The organism is Arthrobacter russicus, assembly GCF_031454135.1.
Lineage (GTDB): Bacteria > Actinomycetota > Actinomycetes > Actinomycetales > Micrococcaceae > Renibacterium > Renibacterium russicum.
Window position 1 is genome coordinate 1,031,893 of the sequence record NZ_JAVDQF010000001.1, and the last position, 16,089, is coordinate 1,047,981.

General features: G+C 66.3%; 15 protein-coding genes. 5 read left to right on the top strand and 10 right to left on the bottom strand.

The window, feature by feature from the left end; all coding sequences use genetic code 11:
* Window positions 1-17: 17 nt before the first annotated feature.
* The 4 genes from JOE69_RS04760 (at window position 18) to JOE69_RS04775 (ending at window position 3,672) form a co-directional block, all read left to right on the top strand.
* Window positions 18-737, top strand: coding sequence for a 3'-5' exonuclease (locus JOE69_RS04760; protein WP_309796528.1), 720 nt, complete (start codon window positions 18-20; stop codon window positions 735-737).
* Between the two features lie 362 nt (window positions 738-1,099).
* Window positions 1,100-2,104 (top strand): methionine ABC transporter ATP-binding protein, encoded by a 1,005-nt coding sequence (locus JOE69_RS04765; protein ID WP_309796530.1) that lies wholly within the window; start codon window positions 1,100-1,102, stop codon window positions 2,102-2,104.
* Window positions 2,101-2,784 (top strand): methionine ABC transporter permease, encoded by a 684-nt coding sequence (locus tag JOE69_RS04770; protein ID WP_309796531.1) that lies wholly within the window; start codon window positions 2,101-2,103, stop codon window positions 2,782-2,784. The genes JOE69_RS04765 and JOE69_RS04770 overlap by 4 nt, the downstream gene beginning before the upstream one ends.
* 42 nt (window positions 2,785-2,826) lie before the next feature.
* The gene (locus JOE69_RS04775) at window positions 2,827-3,672 is read left to right on the top strand and encodes a MetQ/NlpA family ABC transporter substrate-binding protein (protein WP_309796533.1); all 846 of its coding nucleotides are present in this window, start codon (window positions 2,827-2,829) and stop codon (window positions 3,670-3,672) included.
* A gap of 94 nt (window positions 3,673-3,766) precedes the next feature.
* Here JOE69_RS04775 and hemL read toward each other — a convergent pair whose 3' ends face one another.
* From hemL to hemE, 9 genes are all read right to left on the bottom strand, one after another.
* On the bottom strand, window positions 3,767-5,074 hold the full coding sequence (gene hemL, locus JOE69_RS04780; protein WP_309796535.1) for a glutamate-1-semialdehyde 2,1-aminomutase: 1,308 nt from the start codon (window positions 5,072-5,074) through the stop codon (window positions 3,767-3,769).
* A gap of 25 nt (window positions 5,075-5,099) precedes the next feature.
* Window positions 5,100-6,164 (bottom strand): LLM class flavin-dependent oxidoreductase, encoded by a 1,065-nt coding sequence (locus JOE69_RS04785; RefSeq protein WP_309796538.1) that lies wholly within the window; start codon window positions 6,162-6,164, stop codon window positions 5,100-5,102.
* Window positions 6,161-7,141 (bottom strand): porphobilinogen synthase, encoded by a 981-nt coding sequence (gene hemB / locus JOE69_RS04790; RefSeq protein ID WP_309796540.1) that lies wholly within the window; start codon window positions 7,139-7,141, stop codon window positions 6,161-6,163. Before hemB ends, JOE69_RS04785 begins: the two co-directional genes overlap by 4 nt.
* Window positions 7,138-7,983 carry a uroporphyrinogen-III synthase gene (locus JOE69_RS04795; protein ID WP_309796542.1) on the bottom strand — a complete coding sequence of 282 codons (846 nt, stop codon included), beginning with the start codon at window positions 7,981-7,983 and terminating at the stop codon, window positions 7,138-7,140. The genes hemB and JOE69_RS04795 overlap by 4 nt, the downstream gene beginning before the upstream one ends.
* 5 nt (window positions 7,984-7,988) lie before the next feature.
* Window positions 7,989-8,900 carry a hydroxymethylbilane synthase gene (hemC, locus tag JOE69_RS04800; protein ID WP_309796544.1) on the bottom strand — a complete coding sequence of 304 codons (912 nt, stop codon included), beginning with the start codon at window positions 8,898-8,900 and terminating at the stop codon, window positions 7,989-7,991.
* Window positions 8,893-10,026: a ferrochelatase gene (locus JOE69_RS04805; protein WP_309801163.1), complete on the bottom strand. Its 1,134-nt coding sequence runs from the start codon at window positions 10,024-10,026 to the stop codon at window positions 8,893-8,895. Before JOE69_RS04805 ends, hemC begins: the two co-directional genes overlap by 8 nt.
* 44 nt (window positions 10,027-10,070) lie before the next feature.
* Window positions 10,071-10,781, bottom strand: coding sequence for a hydrogen peroxide-dependent heme synthase (hemQ, locus tag JOE69_RS04810; protein WP_309796546.1), 711 nt, complete (start codon window positions 10,779-10,781; stop codon window positions 10,071-10,073).
* Window positions 10,782-10,854: 73 nt separating this feature from the next.
* Window positions 10,855-12,279 (bottom strand): protoporphyrinogen oxidase, encoded by a 1,425-nt coding sequence (gene hemG, locus JOE69_RS04815; protein WP_309796548.1) that lies wholly within the window; start codon window positions 12,277-12,279, stop codon window positions 10,855-10,857.
* A gap of 35 nt (window positions 12,280-12,314) precedes the next feature.
* Window positions 12,315-13,400 carry a uroporphyrinogen decarboxylase gene (gene hemE, locus JOE69_RS04820; protein WP_296365225.1) on the bottom strand — a complete coding sequence of 362 codons (1,086 nt, stop codon included), beginning with the start codon at window positions 13,398-13,400 and terminating at the stop codon, window positions 12,315-12,317.
* A gap of 112 nt (window positions 13,401-13,512) precedes the next feature.
* Between hemE and JOE69_RS04825 the strand changes: the two genes are divergently transcribed.
* Window positions 13,513-14,814 carry a glutamyl-tRNA reductase gene (locus tag JOE69_RS04825; protein ID WP_309796551.1) on the top strand — a complete coding sequence of 434 codons (1,302 nt, stop codon included), beginning with the start codon at window positions 13,513-13,515 and terminating at the stop codon, window positions 14,812-14,814.
* 121 nt (window positions 14,815-14,935) lie between these two features.
* Here JOE69_RS04825 and moeB read toward each other — a convergent pair whose 3' ends face one another.
* Window positions 14,936-16,027: a molybdopterin-synthase adenylyltransferase MoeB gene (gene moeB, locus JOE69_RS04830; RefSeq protein WP_309796553.1), complete on the bottom strand. Its 1,092-nt coding sequence runs from the start codon at window positions 16,025-16,027 to the stop codon at window positions 14,936-14,938.
* Window positions 16,028-16,089 lie beyond the last annotated feature (62 nt).

Genomic DNA, 16,089 nt, shown 5'->3' on the forward strand with positions numbered 1-16,089 from the left:
CGGGATAGCGTAGGAGCATGACTTCATCGTTGGATGTTCCTCCCGGGCCGGACGCAGTTTCATGGTTGGCCGGCCCACGCGCCGCCTTCGATGTGGAAACCACCGGACGGGATCCGTTGCAGGCCCGGCTGGTCAGTGCCTCGGTGGTTCTGGTCGATGCCGGCAGCGGCACACTTGCCGAGCACGAGTGGTTGGCCGATCCCGGAATCGAAATCCCGGACGCCGCCGCCCAAATCCACGGCATCAGCACGGAACGGGCCCGCGCGGAAGGCGCCCCGGCGGAACAGGTGGTGCGGCAGCTGGTCGGAATCCTGTCCGGGTACTTCGAACAGGGCATTCCGGTACTCGCCTTCAACGCCCCCTATGATTTCACCGTGCTCGCTGCGGAATCCGCCCGCCACGGCCTCAGCGCCCCGGAGCCGATGCCGGTGCTCGATCCATTCGTGCTGGACAAGCAGATGGACCGTTTCCGCCGCGGCAAACGCACCCTGGTCGCCACCTGCGAGCACTACGGGGTGCCTTTGCTGGCTGCGCACACCTCGGCTGCCGATGCGCTCGCCACGATTCGGCTCGCCGAAGCCCTGGCCGGGAAGTTCCCCGAGCTCCGGATCCCGGCCCGGACTCTGCACGGATTGCAGGTGCGTTGGGCAGCGGAACAAGCCGCGAGCTTCCAGGAATACCTGCGCCGGAGCAATCCCGATGCCGTGGTCGACGGGCGCTGGCCAGTCGGCCGTTGATTCGGACGGCCGGTGATCGAGCCGGTCGGTGATCCGAGCCGTCGGCAGTCCGGCCGGCTTGGACCCGAGCCTCCGGGGTTGCCCGGACGTTGCGCATCGGATGCCGGCATAGGGGCAAACTCACACGGCAGGAACGCGGAGGAATTCCACAAGCCGGCTTGCGATTATTTCCGTGCTTTCCGGAATCGACAGCTGTGAATCAGCTATGAAGCGTTGAATCGGAATATTATTCGACAGTTTCCAAAATGTGACGCAATAAGTTCGATGAACATGTGATGCATTCCGTCATGGAATACTTAAGTTCGCCTACCCGCAGAGCGCTGCCGCGCTGCCCGGGCACCCCAGCCAACACTTGAGGTTTCATGATCACCATTTCCGAACTGCGCAAGGTCTACCGGCAGGGCAAACGAGAAATCGTCGCCCTGGACGGGGTTTCGCTGTCCGTACCCAAAGGCGCAGTGCACGGCATCATCGGGCACTCCGGAGCCGGGAAGTCGACGCTGGTCCGCTGCCTGACCCTGCTCGACCGGCCGACCTCCGGCAGCGTCGAGATCAACGGCGTCGAACTCAGTTCAGTGGGCGACAAAGAAATCCGGCAGGCCCGGCGGAGAGTGGGCATGGTCTTCCAACACGCGAATCTGCTCGATTCGCGGACCGCGGGCGGAAACGTCGCCCATCCGCTCGAACTGGTCGGAACCCCGAAAGCGCAGATCGACGAGTCGGTCGCCCGGCTCTTGGGCCTGGTCGGGTTGGCCGGATTCGAAAACGCATATCCGGCCCAGCTTTCCGGCGGACAACGGCAACGCGTCGGCATCGCCCGCGCGCTCGCCGCCGATCCCGATGTGCTGCTCTGCGACGAGCCCACCTCGGCGTTGGACCCGGGCACCACGGATGAAATCCTCGATCTGATCAAGGAACTCACCGTCCGGTTGCAGTTGACCGTGCTGATCATCACCCACGAAATGAACGTCGTGAAGCGGGTCTGCGACTCGGTGTCGCTGCTCGAAGCCGGCAGGATTGCCGAACACGGTTCCCTGAAAGAGATCTCCGAGCACGCCGAAAGCCGGCTGGCCCAAGCGCTGCTGCCGCTGCCCGCCGTGGCCGAGGCCCCAGGACAGACCGTGCTGGACATCATGTTCAGCACGGAAACCGTGCACACTCCGGTACTCTCCAGCCTGGCCCGGCACTTCGACATCGATGTCAACGTGCTTTCCGGCAGCATCGAGCCGATCGGCGGCCAGCAGTTCGGCCGGCTCCGGATCGGCCTGACCGAAGCCACTGACGTGGCCGCGGTAGTGCAGTATCTGGAGGAAGCGGGCGCTTCGGTCGCCCGGCCAGGCAGCGATACCGGGGAGGCCCTCCAATGAGCGACTTCTTCTCCGACCTGTTCAACGACCCGGTGATCCAGAAGGCCCTGCCGGAGGCCACCGTGGAAACCCTGACCATGGTCGGGATCTCCGCGGTGGTGACCGTCGTCGTCGGGCTGCTGCTCGGCGTGGTGCTGCACGTCAGCGCCCCGGGCGGACTGCGGCCACTGCCGATTTTCCACCGGATCCTCTCCGATGTAATCGTCAACATCACCCGCTCGATCCCGTTCGCGATCCTGATGGTTTCGCTCATCCCCTTGGCCCGGTTCCTCACCGGTACTTCGCTCGGGCCGGTGGCCGCCTCGGTTTCGCTCTCCATCGGCACCATCCCGTTCTTCGCCCGTCTGGTCGAAACCGCGCTCCGTGATGTGTCGCACGGCAAGATCGATGCCGCCCTGGTAATGGGCTCGACGAACTTCCAAGTGGTGTCCAAAGTGCTGTTGCGCGAGGCGCTGCCCGGAATCGTGGCTGCGATCACCACCACCACGGTTACGCTCGTGGGCTACTCCGCGATGGCGGGCCTGGTCGGCGGCGGAGGCTTGGGCAAATTGGCCTACAACTTCGGCTTCCAGCGCTTCATGCCCAACGTGATGCTCGTGGTCTTGGTGCTGATCGTGGTCCTGGTGATCCTGATCCAAGTGATCGGCGACTTCATCGCCCGCCGGGTAGACCACCGTTAGATTTCCCTTGGCCGAAACAGAAAAATGAAAAGGAAGCATCACATGCGCAAGAAACTCGCACTTGCAGTAACTGGGATTGTGGCCGCGATCGCCTTGACCGCGTGCGGTGGCGGATCCGCCACCCCGGCGGCAAGCACTGCGGCGCTCGATCCCAATAATCCGGTGACCTTGAAAGTCGGCGCAAGCCCCACCCCGCACGCCAAGATCCTGGAATTCGTCAACCAGAACCTGGCGCCGGCCGCGGGCCTGAAGCTGGAGATCAAAGAGATCGAGGACTACCAGACGCCCAACACCGCGCTGAGCGATGGTTCCCTGGACGCGAATTTCTACCAGCACCTGCCCTGGTTCAACGGCCAGGTGCAGACCAAAGGCTACAAATTCGAGCACGGCGCCGGCGTGCACATCGAGCCTTACGCCGCGTTCTCGCAGAAGCACAAGGCGATCTCGGATATCCCGGACGGCGGCAAGATCGCCATCACCTCGGATCCGTCCAACCAGGTGCGCGCGCTGAAAGTACTCCAGGTTGCCGGGCTGCTCAAGGACATCGATGACAAGTCGACGTCGTTGACGCTCACCGATGCGCAGAACCCCAAGAAGCTGGTGTTCTCGGAAAACCAGCCGGAACTCCTGGTCAACGACCTCAAGGACCCTTCGGTCGATTTGGCCCTGATCAACGGCAACTTCATCCTCGCCGCTGGTTTGTCCACCAAGAACGCGCTTGCCGTGGAATCGGTCCAGGACAATCCGTACGCGAACTTCCTCGCTTGGCGCACCGACTCCAAGGACGACGTCCGGATCGCCAAGCTCGAAGAGCTGCTGCACTCCCCCGAGGTCAAGAAATACATCGAAGACACCTGGCCCAACGGCGATGTGACTCCGGCGTTCTAAACCCGGCAACAACGCGAACCAGTTCGTGCACCGAGGGGCCACGTCTGCAGGTTATGACGGACTTTTAACCTGCAGACGTGGCCCCTCGGCGCGTTTACGACGTGGCGGTGGCTTCAGCCGCAGCTTTCGACGCGGCGGGCAAGGCTTCGAAGATCCGGTTCATTGCGGCATCGTCATGGGCGGCGGACAGGAACCAGGCTTCGAAGACCGACGGCGGCAGGTACACGCCGGAGTCGAGCATCGAATGGAAGAACGGCGCATAGCGGAAAACGTCCTGGGCTTGCGCATCGGCGTAGTTCTGCACTTCGGAGACCCCGAACGCCACGGAGAACAGGTTTCCGGCCCGTTGGATCGAATGCTGCACCCCTTCGGCGTCCAGCGCCCGGGAGAGTGCGGCCGAAAGCTCCAGCGACCGCGCATCGACGTGCGCGTACACCTCGGCGGTCGCCGCGTTCAGGGTGGCGACTCCGGCCGCCATTGCCACCGGATTCCCGCTCAGGGTGCCGGCCTGGTAAACCGGACCCAACGGCGCCAAGTACTCCATCACCTCGGCCCGGCCGCCAAGGGCCGCAGTCGGCAGCCCGCCGCCGATCACTTTGCCGAAAGTCAGCAGATCCGGCGTCCAGCCTTCGCTTGCCCCGGTCAAGCCCCAGTAACCGCCCGGGCCGACCCGGAAACCAGTCAGCACTTCGTCCAGGATCAGCAGGGCCCCGTGCTCCCGGGTGATTTGCGCCAGCCCGGCATTGAACCCCGGCAGTGGCTGCACCACGCCCATGTTCGCCGGCGCGGCTTCGGTGATCACCGCGGCGATCCGGCTGCCGTGCACCGCGAATGCCTCACGTACCGCGACGAGGTCGTTGTACGGCAAAACCAGCGTCTCGGCGGCCGTGGCCCCGGTGACCCCGGCCGAACCGGGCATCGCGAGCGTCGCCAGGCCGGAGCCGGCCGCGGCCAGCAGGCTGTCCACATGGCCGTGGTAGCAGCCGGCGAATTTCACGATCAGCTCGCGGCCGGTGAAGCCCCGGGCCAGACGCACCGCGGTCATCGTCGCCTCGGTGCCGGTGGAAACCATCCGCAACCGCTCGACGGCGGCCACCCGGCCCAGCACCAATTCTGCCAACTCGGCCTCGGCCGGAGTCGATGCGCCGAAAGACAGCCCCCGGTCCACCGCGGCATGCACCGCGGACAAAACCCCGGGATGGGCGTGGCCGAGCAACGCCGGCCCCCAAGAACACACCAGGTCCACGTACTCGCGGCCGTCGGCATCGTGCAGATAGGCGCCTTGCGCCGAAGTGATGAAGCGCGGAGTGCCGCCGACCGAGCCGAAGGCGCGCACCGGGGAGTTCACTCCGCCGGGCATCAGTCCGCGGGCATGGTCGAAAAGTTCCTGCGATGAAGTCATGGTTTTCTCCTGGGTTCGGGGCGGCTCAGCCGGCGAGCAATTCGGCGACCCGTGGTTTGACCGCGCTGCCGAAGAGCTCGATGGACTGCATCATCGCGGCGTGCGGCAGGCTGCCATTGCTGTATTTCAGATCGAATCGGTCGACCCCGAGGTTCTTTTTGAGCAACGCGATTTTCTGCGCCACGGTTTCCGGTGAGCCCACGTACAAGGCGCCTTCCGGCCCGCACATCGCGTCGAAGTCCTCCCGGCTGCCCGGACCCCAACCACGCTCGGCGCCGATTTTGTTCCGGCTGATGATCCAATGCGGGAAGAGTTCCTCACGGGCCTGCTCATCGGTCTCCGCCAGGTGCCCGGGCGAGTGCGTGGCGATCTGCCGCATCGGGTGCTGGTACTTGGCCATCGCCTCGCGGTACAGCTCCACCAGGGGCGCGAAGGCACTCGGCCGACCGCCGATGATCGCGAAAATGATCGGGTATCCGTACTGCGCGCACCGCAGCACGGATTCCGGCGTGCCGCCGACGCCGATCCAGGCGGGAAGCAAATGGTGTTCCAACGGCGGATAGGCCCGCAACCCGCTGATCCCGGGCCGGCTGCGGCCTTCCCAATGCATCGGCTTCTGCGAACGCGCCTGGTCGAAGAGTTCGAGCTTTTCCTCGAAGAGCATCTCGTAATCGTCCAGGTCCAGGCCGAAGAGCGGGAAGGACTCGATGAAGGACCCCCGGCCCAACATCACTTCGGCACGTCCGTCGGACAAGGCGTCCACGGTCGAGAAGCGCTGGAAAACCCGGATCGGATCGTCTGAACTCAAAACCGTCACGGCGGAGCCCAGCCGGATCTGGCTGGTCCGGGCCGCTGCCGCGGCCAGGAACACTTCCGGGGCCGAGGCCGCGAAATCCCGGCGATGGTGTTCGCCGACGCCGAAGGCGTGCAAGCCGAGCGCGTCCGCCAGTTCCACCTGTTCGAGCATCTGCCGCAAGACCTTGGCCGGCTCCACCGCACTGCCATCGGCTTCCACGCCGATGTCGCCGAAAGTGTTCAAGCCCAGCAGGATCTGGTCCGCGGGTACCGGTGCGGTCGGATCGGTCGTCATCGCTGCTCCTGCCATTGCGCCAGTTCCATCGCCCAGTAGGTCAAAATCGAATCCGCTCCGGCACGCTTGATGCTCAGCACCGATTCTTCAATCGCGGCCCGGCGATCGATCCAACCGTTCGCTGCCGCCGCTTCGATCATCGCGTACTCGCCGGAAATCTGATAGGCCGCGACCGGCACCGGAGAGATCTCGGCGACGTCGGCCAGAACGTCCAAATAGCTCATCGCCGGCTTGACCATGACCATATCCGCACCTTCTTGGAGGTCGAGCTCCACCTCCAGCAAAGCCTCACGACGGTTGGCGCTGTCCATCTGATAGGTCCGCCGGTCGCCCTGCAACGCCGAATCGACGGCGTCGCGGAACGGCCCGTAGAACGCCGAAGCGTATTTCGCGGCATAGGCGAGCACTCCGGCGTCCTGGAATCCGGCCTCGTCCAACGCCTGCCGGACCACCGCGACCTGGCCGTCCATCATCCCGGAAGGACCCAACAGGTGTGCCCCGGCACTGGCCTGGGCGACCGCCATCTCGGCGTAGATCTCCAACGTGGCGTCATTGTCCACCCGGCCCTGCCCGTCCAGGACTCCGCAGTGCCCGTGGTCGGTGAATTCGTCCAGGCACAGATCGCTCATCACCACGAGTTCGTCGCCGACTTCGGCGCGGACCTCACGGATCGACCGGTTCAAAATGCCGTTTTCGTCGACTGAGCCGCTGCCGCGCGGATCCCGTCGGGCCGGGATGCCGAACAGCATCACGCCGCCGAGCCCGGCAGCCGCGGCATCCGCTGCCGCCCGGCGCAGCGAGTCCGAACTGTGCTGCACCACCCCGGGCATCGAAGCGATCGGCTGCGGTTCGTTGAGCACCTCTTTCACGAAGAGCGGAAGAATCAGATCGGAGCGGTGCACCCGGTGCTCCGCGACGAGGCGGCGCATCGCCGGGGTGCTCCGCAGGCGGCGCGGCCGTTGCGCGGGAAAACTCATGATGTGGTCCTTCCGTGGGCACTGCTGTTTCCGCGGACATCGATCAATGCCCGCACGATTCCTTCCGGCGTGGGTTGCGCGGCCGTCGCCGCCACCACGATTCCATCCCGGGCGGCTTGTTCCGCGGTCGGCTCCCCGATCGCAATGAACTTCGCCGCGCCCAAGGGTGCCAGGGCCGTTGCGATCCGGCTCGCGGCGCTGGGCGAAGCGGCCACGACGGCGTGCAGGCTCCCTTGTGCGATCCGCTCCCGGGCTTGGGCGACGCTGAGCACCGGAGCCGCCGGATCGGGCAGCCCGACGGCGAGTTCCGTGCTGAGCCGCCGGCGCGCCGGGTAGTCGACGGTGCGGTAGGCGGTGCATACCGTCACGGTTGCGCCCGCGGTGCGGAGCGCCTCGGCCAACGCCGGTGCCGCAATGTCCGATTGCGGCAGCCATACCGCGGCACCGCCGAACTGCGGCAGAATTTCGATCAGTCCGGCCGCCGATTGCCGGTCCTCCGGGGCCAGATCGACCTGCAGGCCTTCGGCTTCCAGAACCTTCCGCGACGAGGGCCCGATCGTGGCCACTCTGGTCTGGTTGGGGACCAGTTCGGCCAGACTGGTTCCGCGTGCGGCAGCTGCCGCTTTCAAGGCCCGCACCGTGGTGATCGACGAAACCACCAACCAGGCGTAGTCTCCCCGGGCCAGAGCCTCGACCGGGAAGTCCACTGCTTCGAAGTCGATCAGCGGCAACAGCAGGGCTTCCGCCCCGGCCTCCTCGAGCGCGCCGACCAAGGCTCCGGAACGGTCCGGACTCCGAGTCACCAGAACCGACATGCCGCGCAGCTGCGTTCCACCGGACAACGGGATCAGATCAATTCTGCAGCGCCGTCGGCGAGCAGTTCTTCGGCCAACTCGATGCCCAGCAACGTCGCCGCCACCTCGGTGAACGCATCGGTGGCTTTGGCCCCGCGGATCACCCGGGTGCCGTCGGCCGAGGCTACGCAGGCCTCCAGCCGGAGCAGGCTGCCCCGGCGCTGCGCCAAGGCTCCCACCGGGGCGCTGCAACCGGCCTCAAGCCGAGCCAGGAGCGCCCGTTCCGCGGTGACCGCGAGCCGGCTGTCCGGGTCGTCGAGCGCCGCCAAGGCCGCCTTGAGCGGTTCCGGAGCGGTGGCCGCGATCTCCACCGCCAAGGCGCCCTGGCCTGGCGCCGGCAACATCACCGAATCCTCGAAAAGCTCCGAGACCGCGGACGAACGGCCGATTCTGGCCAGACCGGCCGCCGCGAGCACCACGGCATCCAGGTCGTTCTCCAACCGGGCCAACCGGGTGTCCACATTGCCCCGGATGTCCACGACCTCGAGATCGGAGCGCGCAGCCCGCAGTTGGGCCGCCCGACGCGGCGAACCGGTGCCGATCTTGGCTCCGGGGGCCAGCTCGGCCAGGGTCCGATGCGAGCGGGCGCACAAGGCATCCCGGACTTCGGCACGCGCCGGGACTGCGGCCAGCAACAGTCCGGGAGCCGGCGCCGTCGGCAGATCCTTGAGCGAATGCACCGCGAAATCGATCTCACCGCGCAGCAACGCCTCCCGCAGCGCGGTCACGAAGACCCCGGTGCCGCCCATCTGGGACAACGGACCGGTCAGCACATCGCCGTCGGTCCGGATCTGCACCAACTCGACGTCGAAGCCGCCGATCGCGGTCAATTGATCGGCCACCTGCTGGGACTGCGTCCGGGCCAGCGTCGATCCGCGGGTGCCCAACGTGAAGGTTTCAGGCACTGGCCGCAGCCACCGATCCGACTCTGGTGTCCGCACCCGCGATGGTCGGTTTCTCACCACGGAAATTGGCGCAGCAGCCCGGGCGGCAGACGTCGTACCAAGGCCCCAGACCGGTCATCGCCGGCCGGTCCGCAATGTTGTTGGCCACCGTGCGTTCGCAGACCAGGTCAACCAGGCCGGCTACGAATTTCTGGTGTGTTCCGGGAGTCGGGACCCGGTCGAAGGCCAGCTCCAACCGTTCCGCGGTCTCTTTGGCTTCGGTGTCCAAATCCCAGACGACCTCCATATGGTCGCTGACGAAACCGAGCGGAACCACGACCACGCCACGCACGCCGTTTTCGGCCAGCTCTTCCATCGCGTCGCTGATATCCGGCTCCAACCAGGGCACATGCGGGGCGCCGGAGCGGGACTGGTACACCAAGGACCAGTCGGCCGCCGGATCGACCCGTTCGACCACCGCCGCGGCGGCGGCAAGGTGCTGCGCCACGTAGGCGGAGCCCTCATCGAATTCGCGCGGCTCATCGACGGAGGCGCCGGCGGCGTCGGCATCCCGGGTCGGAATCGAATGGGTGGCGAACAGGATGTGCACCTTGCCGGCCTCGCCGACCGCTGCGCGGACCTTCGCGAGTCCGGCCGCGGTGCCTTCGATGAACGGCTCCACGAACCCCGGGTGGTCGAAGTACTGCCGGATTTTGTCCACCTCGAGCTTTCCGTCCAGACCGGATTCGACCAGGGCCATGCCCAGGTCTTCCCGGTACTGGCGGCAGGAGGAATAACAGGAGTAAGCGCTCGTGGTGACGGTCAGAATCCGGCGGTGGCCGGCGTCGTAAGCGTCCTGGAGCACCTGCGGGATGTACGGATCCCAGTTGCGGTTCCCCCAGAGCACCGGCAACTCGATCCCCCGGGCGGCGAGCTCCGCTTCCAAAGCGGCCTTCAGCGCTCGGTTCTGTTCGTTGATCGGACTGATTCCGCCGAACGCACGGTAGTGGTGCGACACTTCTTCGAGCCGCTCGTCCGGGATGCCCCGGCCCCGGGTGACGTTGCGCAGGAACGGAATCACGTCGTCCTGCCCTTCCGGCCCGCCGAACGACGCCAGCAAAATCGCATCGTATTCTTTGGGCGCCATGCGCCCGCGCTCGGTGATCGGGTTCTGGGCGGTCAGGTCGCGGGTCACTGGAGCACCTCGGCGATCTCAGCTGCGTTGATCCGCCGCCCGGTGTAGAACGGCACTTCTTCGCGGACGTGCATCCGGGCGTCGGTGGCGCGCAGGTGACGCATCAGATCGACCAATTCCAGTACGTCGTCGGCTTCCAGGCCGAGCAGCCACTCCCAGTCGCCCAGGGCAAACGAGGACACCGTATTCGCCAGCACACCCGGAAAATCGCGCCCCATCATGCCGTGTTCGCGCAGCATCCGCCCGCGCTCTTCGTCCGGCAGGATGTACCACTCGTAAGAACGCACGAACGGGTAGACGCAGACCCATTGCTTGGGCTCGATGCCGGCCCGCATGTAGGTGGGGATGTGGCTTTTCGCGAACTCCGCTTCCCGGTGCACACCCATCGCGGACCAGGTGATCTCGGTATTCGCGAACAGCTCGGTGCGCCTGATGTCGCGGATTGCCTGCTGCAGGCCCTCCGCGCTCGGCCCGACCAACCACAGCATCACATCGGCGTCGTTGCGCATCGCGGAAACGTCGTAGGCGCCGCGCAGGGTGATCCCGCGCTGGGCCAGCTGCCCGGTCAACTCGTCGAACGCGCCGAGCTTGCCGTTGCCCACGGTGGCCTTCCCGATCCGCTTGACCACGGTCCACAGCGTGAACGGGGTCTGCGAAGGGTCCAGGCCTTCAGTTTTACTGACAGATTCTGCCAAAGTGTCGCTCATAGCTAACAGTCTGCTCCTCACCGGCATTAATGTCGAAATGAAATTATTCTACAAGGCGTAGAAGTTATGGAATTCAAGCCAGACGCTGGGCTTGCGCCCGGGCGTCCGAGATCACCGAGACCAGGCCGTTGCCGGCCAGCCAGGCACCCACCACAGCAAGGCCGTCGATGCCCTGCACGGCGTCCCGGAAGGCTTCGATCCGGGCCTTCTGGCCGATTCCGGCGGCCGGAACCGAGGTGGTCCAGACCACCCGATCCCAATCCAGGACGTCCTCTTCCCGAACCTGTTGGCCCAGCAGTGCGCTGGCATCGGAGAGGGCTTGCGGCAAATCCGCTTCGGTGCCCTCCCGGTAGGAGAGCCGCAGCACGTGCGTGCCCGGGCCCTCTTCATCCGCCAGCCAGGGCCATTTCACCGTGGCATGGGTTAGCGCTTTCGCCGCGACTTCTTTGACCTGCTCCGAGACCAGCACACCGGTGCCGCGCGGCGCGGCGTCCAACTCCGGCAAATCCACCACGATGGTCAGCAGGGTCAAGGCCGCGCCGCGGAGCTTGTCCCCCAGCGCGGCCTCGAACGACTCGGCCTCCGGAACGATCCCGCGCAGCAAATCGACCGCGCTCGCGGCTTCGGTGGCGACGACCACCCGGTCCACCTCCAGCTCCGCCCCGGGAATGCTCAGGTGCCAGGCAGTACCGGTACGCCGGATCGAACCCACCGGGCTCTCCCGCTTGATCTCGACCCCCAGTTCTTCGAGTTCGGTCCGCAGCGCTTGCGCGATCTGGAACATGCCACCGCGCAGTCCACCGACCGCCGAGCCGGCTTTGGCCCGTCCCGAGCTGCCCCGGATCGCCGCCACCGCGGCGGACAACGATCCGTGCTCGCGCATCGCGGCGAGCAAACCGGGAACCGCGGCCTCGGGATCGAGGTCCGCGGCGCTGGTCGAATACACTCCGCCGACCACCGGGCTGACCAAACGGTCCAGCACGGTCTGGCCCATTCTGGAGCGGACCAAATCAGCCAGGCTCCGTGATTTGGCGCCGACGCCGCGGGGCAGGTTCCCGTCCAACTTCGCCCGGAGCAATCCGGTCCGGCCCAGGATTTCCCGCAGCTCGGGATCGTCCAGATCGCCGGGGATGCCCAGCACCCCGTGGCCGGGCAGCTGGGCGGCTTTCGCCTCGCCTCGGCCATCCGCGTATTCCAACCAGGCACCGACCGGATTCGGGTCCACCAGCTGCTCGGCAAGTCCCAACTGGGCCGCCAGATCTTCGAGCGCATTGCTGCGCTTCGCATAGCTCTCCGCCCCGGCGTCGAGCACCAGGCCGCCGACTTCGTGGGCCGCCACCGGGCCGCCGATCTCCGCACTCGCCTCCAGCAAGGTCACGCTGCAGCCGGCGTGCGCCAGCTCGCGTGCGGCCACCAGTCCTGCCATCCCGCCGCCCACGACGGCAGCCGCAGGGCGCGGTGCCGGACTGCTCTTCTCGGAACCGGATCCGTCTGTCATGGCTTGGGCTCTTCTCTGTGCTGATTCGTTCTGGTCTAGTCGTGCTGGCCGGCCGTGCGCACCGGCTCGACGGAATGCACTAATTCCACGATACGGCTCAGCACCGACGGATCGGTCTCCGGCGGCACCCCGTGGCCCAGATTCACCACATGTGACGGTGCCGAGTCACCCCGCCGCAGCACCTCCCGGACGTGCGCTTCGAGCACCGGCCAGGGCGCGGGCAGCAGCGCCGGATCGATATTGCCCTGCAACGGAGTCGTGCCGCCGAGCCGGCGGTTGGCCTCGTCCAGCGGGAGCCGGTAGTCGACCCCCACCACGTCCACGCCGACCTCGCGCATCGCGACCAACAGCTCCGAGGTGCCGGTGCCGAAGTGGATCAGCGGCGCGCCGAGGTCGCGGACCTTGTCCAGCGCGAGTCTGCTCGCCGGCGCCACATGCGCCTGGTAGTCGGCCAAACCCAGTGAGCCGGCCCAGGAGTCGAAGAGCTGCCCGGCGCTCGCTCCGGCCTCGAGCTGCGCCCGGAGGAACAGTCCGGAGGCTTCGGCAGCCCATTCCGCCAGGGCCCGCCAGGTTTCCGGCGCGGCGTGCATCATGGTCCGCGGGCCCAGGTGGTCCCGGGACGGCTTGCCTTCGACCATGTAGGCGGCCAACGTGAACGGCGCGCCGGCGAACCCGATCAACGGGGTACTGCCCAGTTGCTCCACGGTGAGTGCCACGGCGTCCCGGATCGGCTGCAGCGAAGCTTCGGTCAGCGTGGGCAGCGCACGCACGTCCTCGAGCGTGCGGATCGGCTGCTCCAGTACCGGTCCGACGCCGGGCACGATGTCGACGCCGACGCCGGCCAGCTTCAGCGGGATCACGATGTCGGAGAAGAAGATCGCGGCATCGACGTCATGGCGGCGCACCGGCTGGAGGGTGATCTCGCTGGCCAGTTCCGGCTGCAGGCAGGAATCGAGCATCGATATGCCTTCGCGGAGCTTGCGGTACTCCGGCAGCGAGCGGCCGGCCTGGCGCATGAACCAGACCGGGCGGCGGCTTGGCGTGCGGCCCCGGTAGGCGGCGATCAACGGCGCATCGGCGGTGCGTCCGTCCTTGAGCGGGTGGCTGGAATTCAGCGTCATATCTTCGATTCTGCCTGTGGATTTACGGCCAGGATGACGACAACCTGTCAATTTTGTGGTGAGGCAAGCCTTCCTATTCTACAAGCGGCCGAAATCGTAGGATGAGATCGCTGTGGTTCTCTTTTCTCTGGTCGCGACACACGCCGACATCGATTTGGAAACCGTCGCCCGTCTGAGCGTCGGCTCTTCAGCCGTCTCCAATTCCGCGGTGGTTCTGGCCACCTGCAACCGCTTTGAAATCTACTCGGCGGCGGAAGACCCGCAGCTCGCCAAAGACCGGTTCGTGGCAGAACTGGCTACCGTTTCCGGTTTGCCCGCTCCCCTGGTCGATTCGGCTTTCAAGCTGCTCACCGGCTCCGCCGTGGCCGAACACTTGTTCTCCGTCGCCTCCGGCCTGGACTCCGCCGTCGTCGGCGAGCGGGAAATCGCCGGCCAAGTCCGCCGGGCGCTCAGCGATGCGCAAACCAATTTCGCGGTGCCCGGCCCATTGGTCCGGTTGTTCCAGACTGCTTCCCGGGCCGCCAAGGACGTCGGTTCGCAAACCGCCTTGGGCAGCCAGGGACGGTCCATCGTCTCGGTAGCGCTTGATCTGGCCGCAGATTCGTCAGCCCTCGATTGGGCTGCCCGCAAAGCCGTGGTCTACGGCACCGGAGCCTACGCCGGAGTGACCGTGGCACTGCTGCACGAGCGCGGCGTCACCGATGTCACCGTGTTCTCCGCCTCCGGCCGGGCCGCGGAATTCGCCGCAGCCCGTGGCGCGCACGCCGCGGAATCCCTGGCCGAGGCCCTCGGCGACGCCGATCTGGTGATCGGCTGCAGCGGCTCCGACCACCGGATCGCGGCCGCCGAATTGGGCACCATCCGGGAACGTTCCGGGGTCTCCGGCAGCCCGCTGTCCGTGATCGACCTGGCGCTGAGCCGGGATTTCGATCCGGCTGTCGCCGAACTTCCCGGGGTGGAGCTGCTCACCCTGGAAACCGTCCGGCTAGCCGCGCCGTCGGAACAGGAATCCGCCCTGCGGCAAGCCCAGGTGATCGTGTCCCAAGCTGCAGCCGACTTCGAGCTTTCAATCGCGGCACGCAGTGTGGACACGGCGATTGTGGCCTTGCGCAAACACACCATGGCGGTGCTCGACGCGGAAATGGAACGGGTCCGGGCACAGCACGGCTGCACCGCGGCCGCCGAAGAAGTGGAATTCGCTTTGCGGCGGATGGTCAAGCAGCTGTTGCACGGGCCCACGGTCCGCGCCAAAGAACTGGCCGCAGCAGGCCAGCAAGGCGAATACATCGCGGCACTGCAGGCGCTGTACGGCATCGAGATCGAAGCCATGGAACCGCAGATACCGGCGGCGGTGGAATCCGCCGAGTCCGCTACCCAGCCGACCTGCCCGGTGGACCACGACCAGAGCGCCTAGCCCGGGGTACCGGAGCGCCGGGCAGACCTGACGGACTCGATAGGTTCTTCGGCGCCTCGGAGCATCTCATCGGTACCGAGTCCGCCACTTGTGCCTTCGACTGCCGGGACAACCGCCAGGATCAAGGTTCCAATCCCCCGGCCACGCTGAACGAGCGATCGAACCCGGCCGCCCGCAGGGCCAGAGCCGCGGCAGCGGAACGCAGCCCGGTCCGGCAGAACAAGACCAGGTCGGTCCCGGCCGGAAGCGCGCCGAAATTGCCGGCATCGAGCTCGGCTTTGGGCAGCAGAATCGCACCCGGCACCGTGCCCAAAACGGTTTCCGACGGTGATCGGACATCGATCAGCGCAAAGCTGCCGGCCGGCAAAGAAGCCAGTTCCACCGCCACCGGGGCCGGTGCGGCAACGCCGCAGAATTCCGCATAGTCGATCAATCCGGTGACCGGTTCGCGTTCCGGATCCGCTGCGACCGCAATGGTCCGCCACGAGCCGGCCAAGGCATCATGGATCTGCAGCCGGCCGAGCAGCGGTTTGCCGACTCCGGTGATCAGTTTGACCGCCTCGGCCGCCATCACCGAACCGATCACACCGCAGAGCATCCCGAAGACCCCGGCCTCGGAGCAAGCCGGCACAGTCTCCGCAGCGGGCGGTTCGGGAAAGATGTCCCGATAGGTCGGCCCATGCCCGGCCCAGAACACCGAAACCTGACCGTCGAACCGCAGGATCGATCCCCAGACCAGAGGTTTCGCCAGGATTTCGCAGGCGTCGGAGACCAGGTACCGGGTGGCGAAATTGTCCGAGCCGTCCAACACCAGATCGAACCGGCCAAACAGTTCCAGGGCGTTCGAAGCATCCAATCGCAGTTCCAGGGGCTCCACGTCGACCAGCGGATTCAATGCGGCCACCGCAGCGGCGGCAGAGGATACCTTCGGCGCGCCGACCGACCCGGTACTGTGCAGCACCTGCCGTTGCAAGTTGGAGACGTCCACCGCGTCGTCGTCGACAATCGCGATCCGGCCCACGCCGGCCGCGGCCAAATAAGAAATCACCGGCGAGCCCAGACCACCCGCGCCGATCACCAGGACTTTGGCGTTCTTGAGCCGGCGCTGGCCCAGCACACCGACTTCGGTGAGCAGCAGATGCCGGGAATACCGCTCCATTTCTTCGGCCGTGAGTTCCGGCGCAGGGCTTACCAATTCGGCTGCAGAAAACATGTTCCAAATCTACGCTGCAGCCAAGTTACCCCCCAGTAAGCTGTACCAAGCATGTTAAGGAG

Coding starts and splice junctions, on each gene's coding strand:
- JOE69_RS04805 (WP_309801163.1), bottom strand. CDS start 10,026: ATGGCGCCCAAAGAATACGATGCGATTTTGCTGGCGTCGTTCGGCGGG.
- moeB (WP_309796553.1), bottom strand. CDS start 16,027: ATGTTTTCTGCAGCCGAATTGGTAAGCCCTGCGCCGGAACTCACGGCC.
- JOE69_RS04760 (WP_309796528.1), top strand. CDS start 18: ATGACTTCATCGTTGGATGTTCCTCCCGGGCCGGACGCAGTTTCATGG.
- hemB (WP_309796540.1), bottom strand. CDS start 7,141: ATGAGTTTTCCCGCGCAACGGCCGCGCCGCCTGCGGAGCACCCCGGCG.
- hemE (WP_296365225.1), bottom strand. CDS start 13,400: ATGACGCTGAATTCCAGCCACCCGCTCAAGGACGGACGCACCGCCGAT.
- JOE69_RS04785 (WP_309796538.1), bottom strand. CDS start 6,164: ATGACGACCGATCCGACCGCACCGGTACCCGCGGACCAGATCCTGCTG.
- JOE69_RS04770 (WP_309796531.1), top strand. CDS start 2,101: ATGAGCGACTTCTTCTCCGACCTGTTCAACGACCCGGTGATCCAGAAG.
- JOE69_RS04775 (WP_309796533.1), top strand. CDS start 2,827: ATGCGCAAGAAACTCGCACTTGCAGTAACTGGGATTGTGGCCGCGATC.
- JOE69_RS04765 (WP_309796530.1), top strand. CDS start 1,100: ATGATCACCATTTCCGAACTGCGCAAGGTCTACCGGCAGGGCAAACGA.
- hemQ (WP_309796546.1), bottom strand. CDS start 10,781: ATGAGCGACACTTTGGCAGAATCTGTCAGTAAAACTGAAGGCCTGGAC.
- hemL (WP_309796535.1), bottom strand. CDS start 5,074: ATGACTTCATCGCAGGAACTTTTCGACCATGCCCGCGGACTGATGCCC.
- hemG (WP_309796548.1), bottom strand. CDS start 12,279: ATGACAGACGGATCCGGTTCCGAGAAGAGCAGTCCGGCACCGCGCCCT.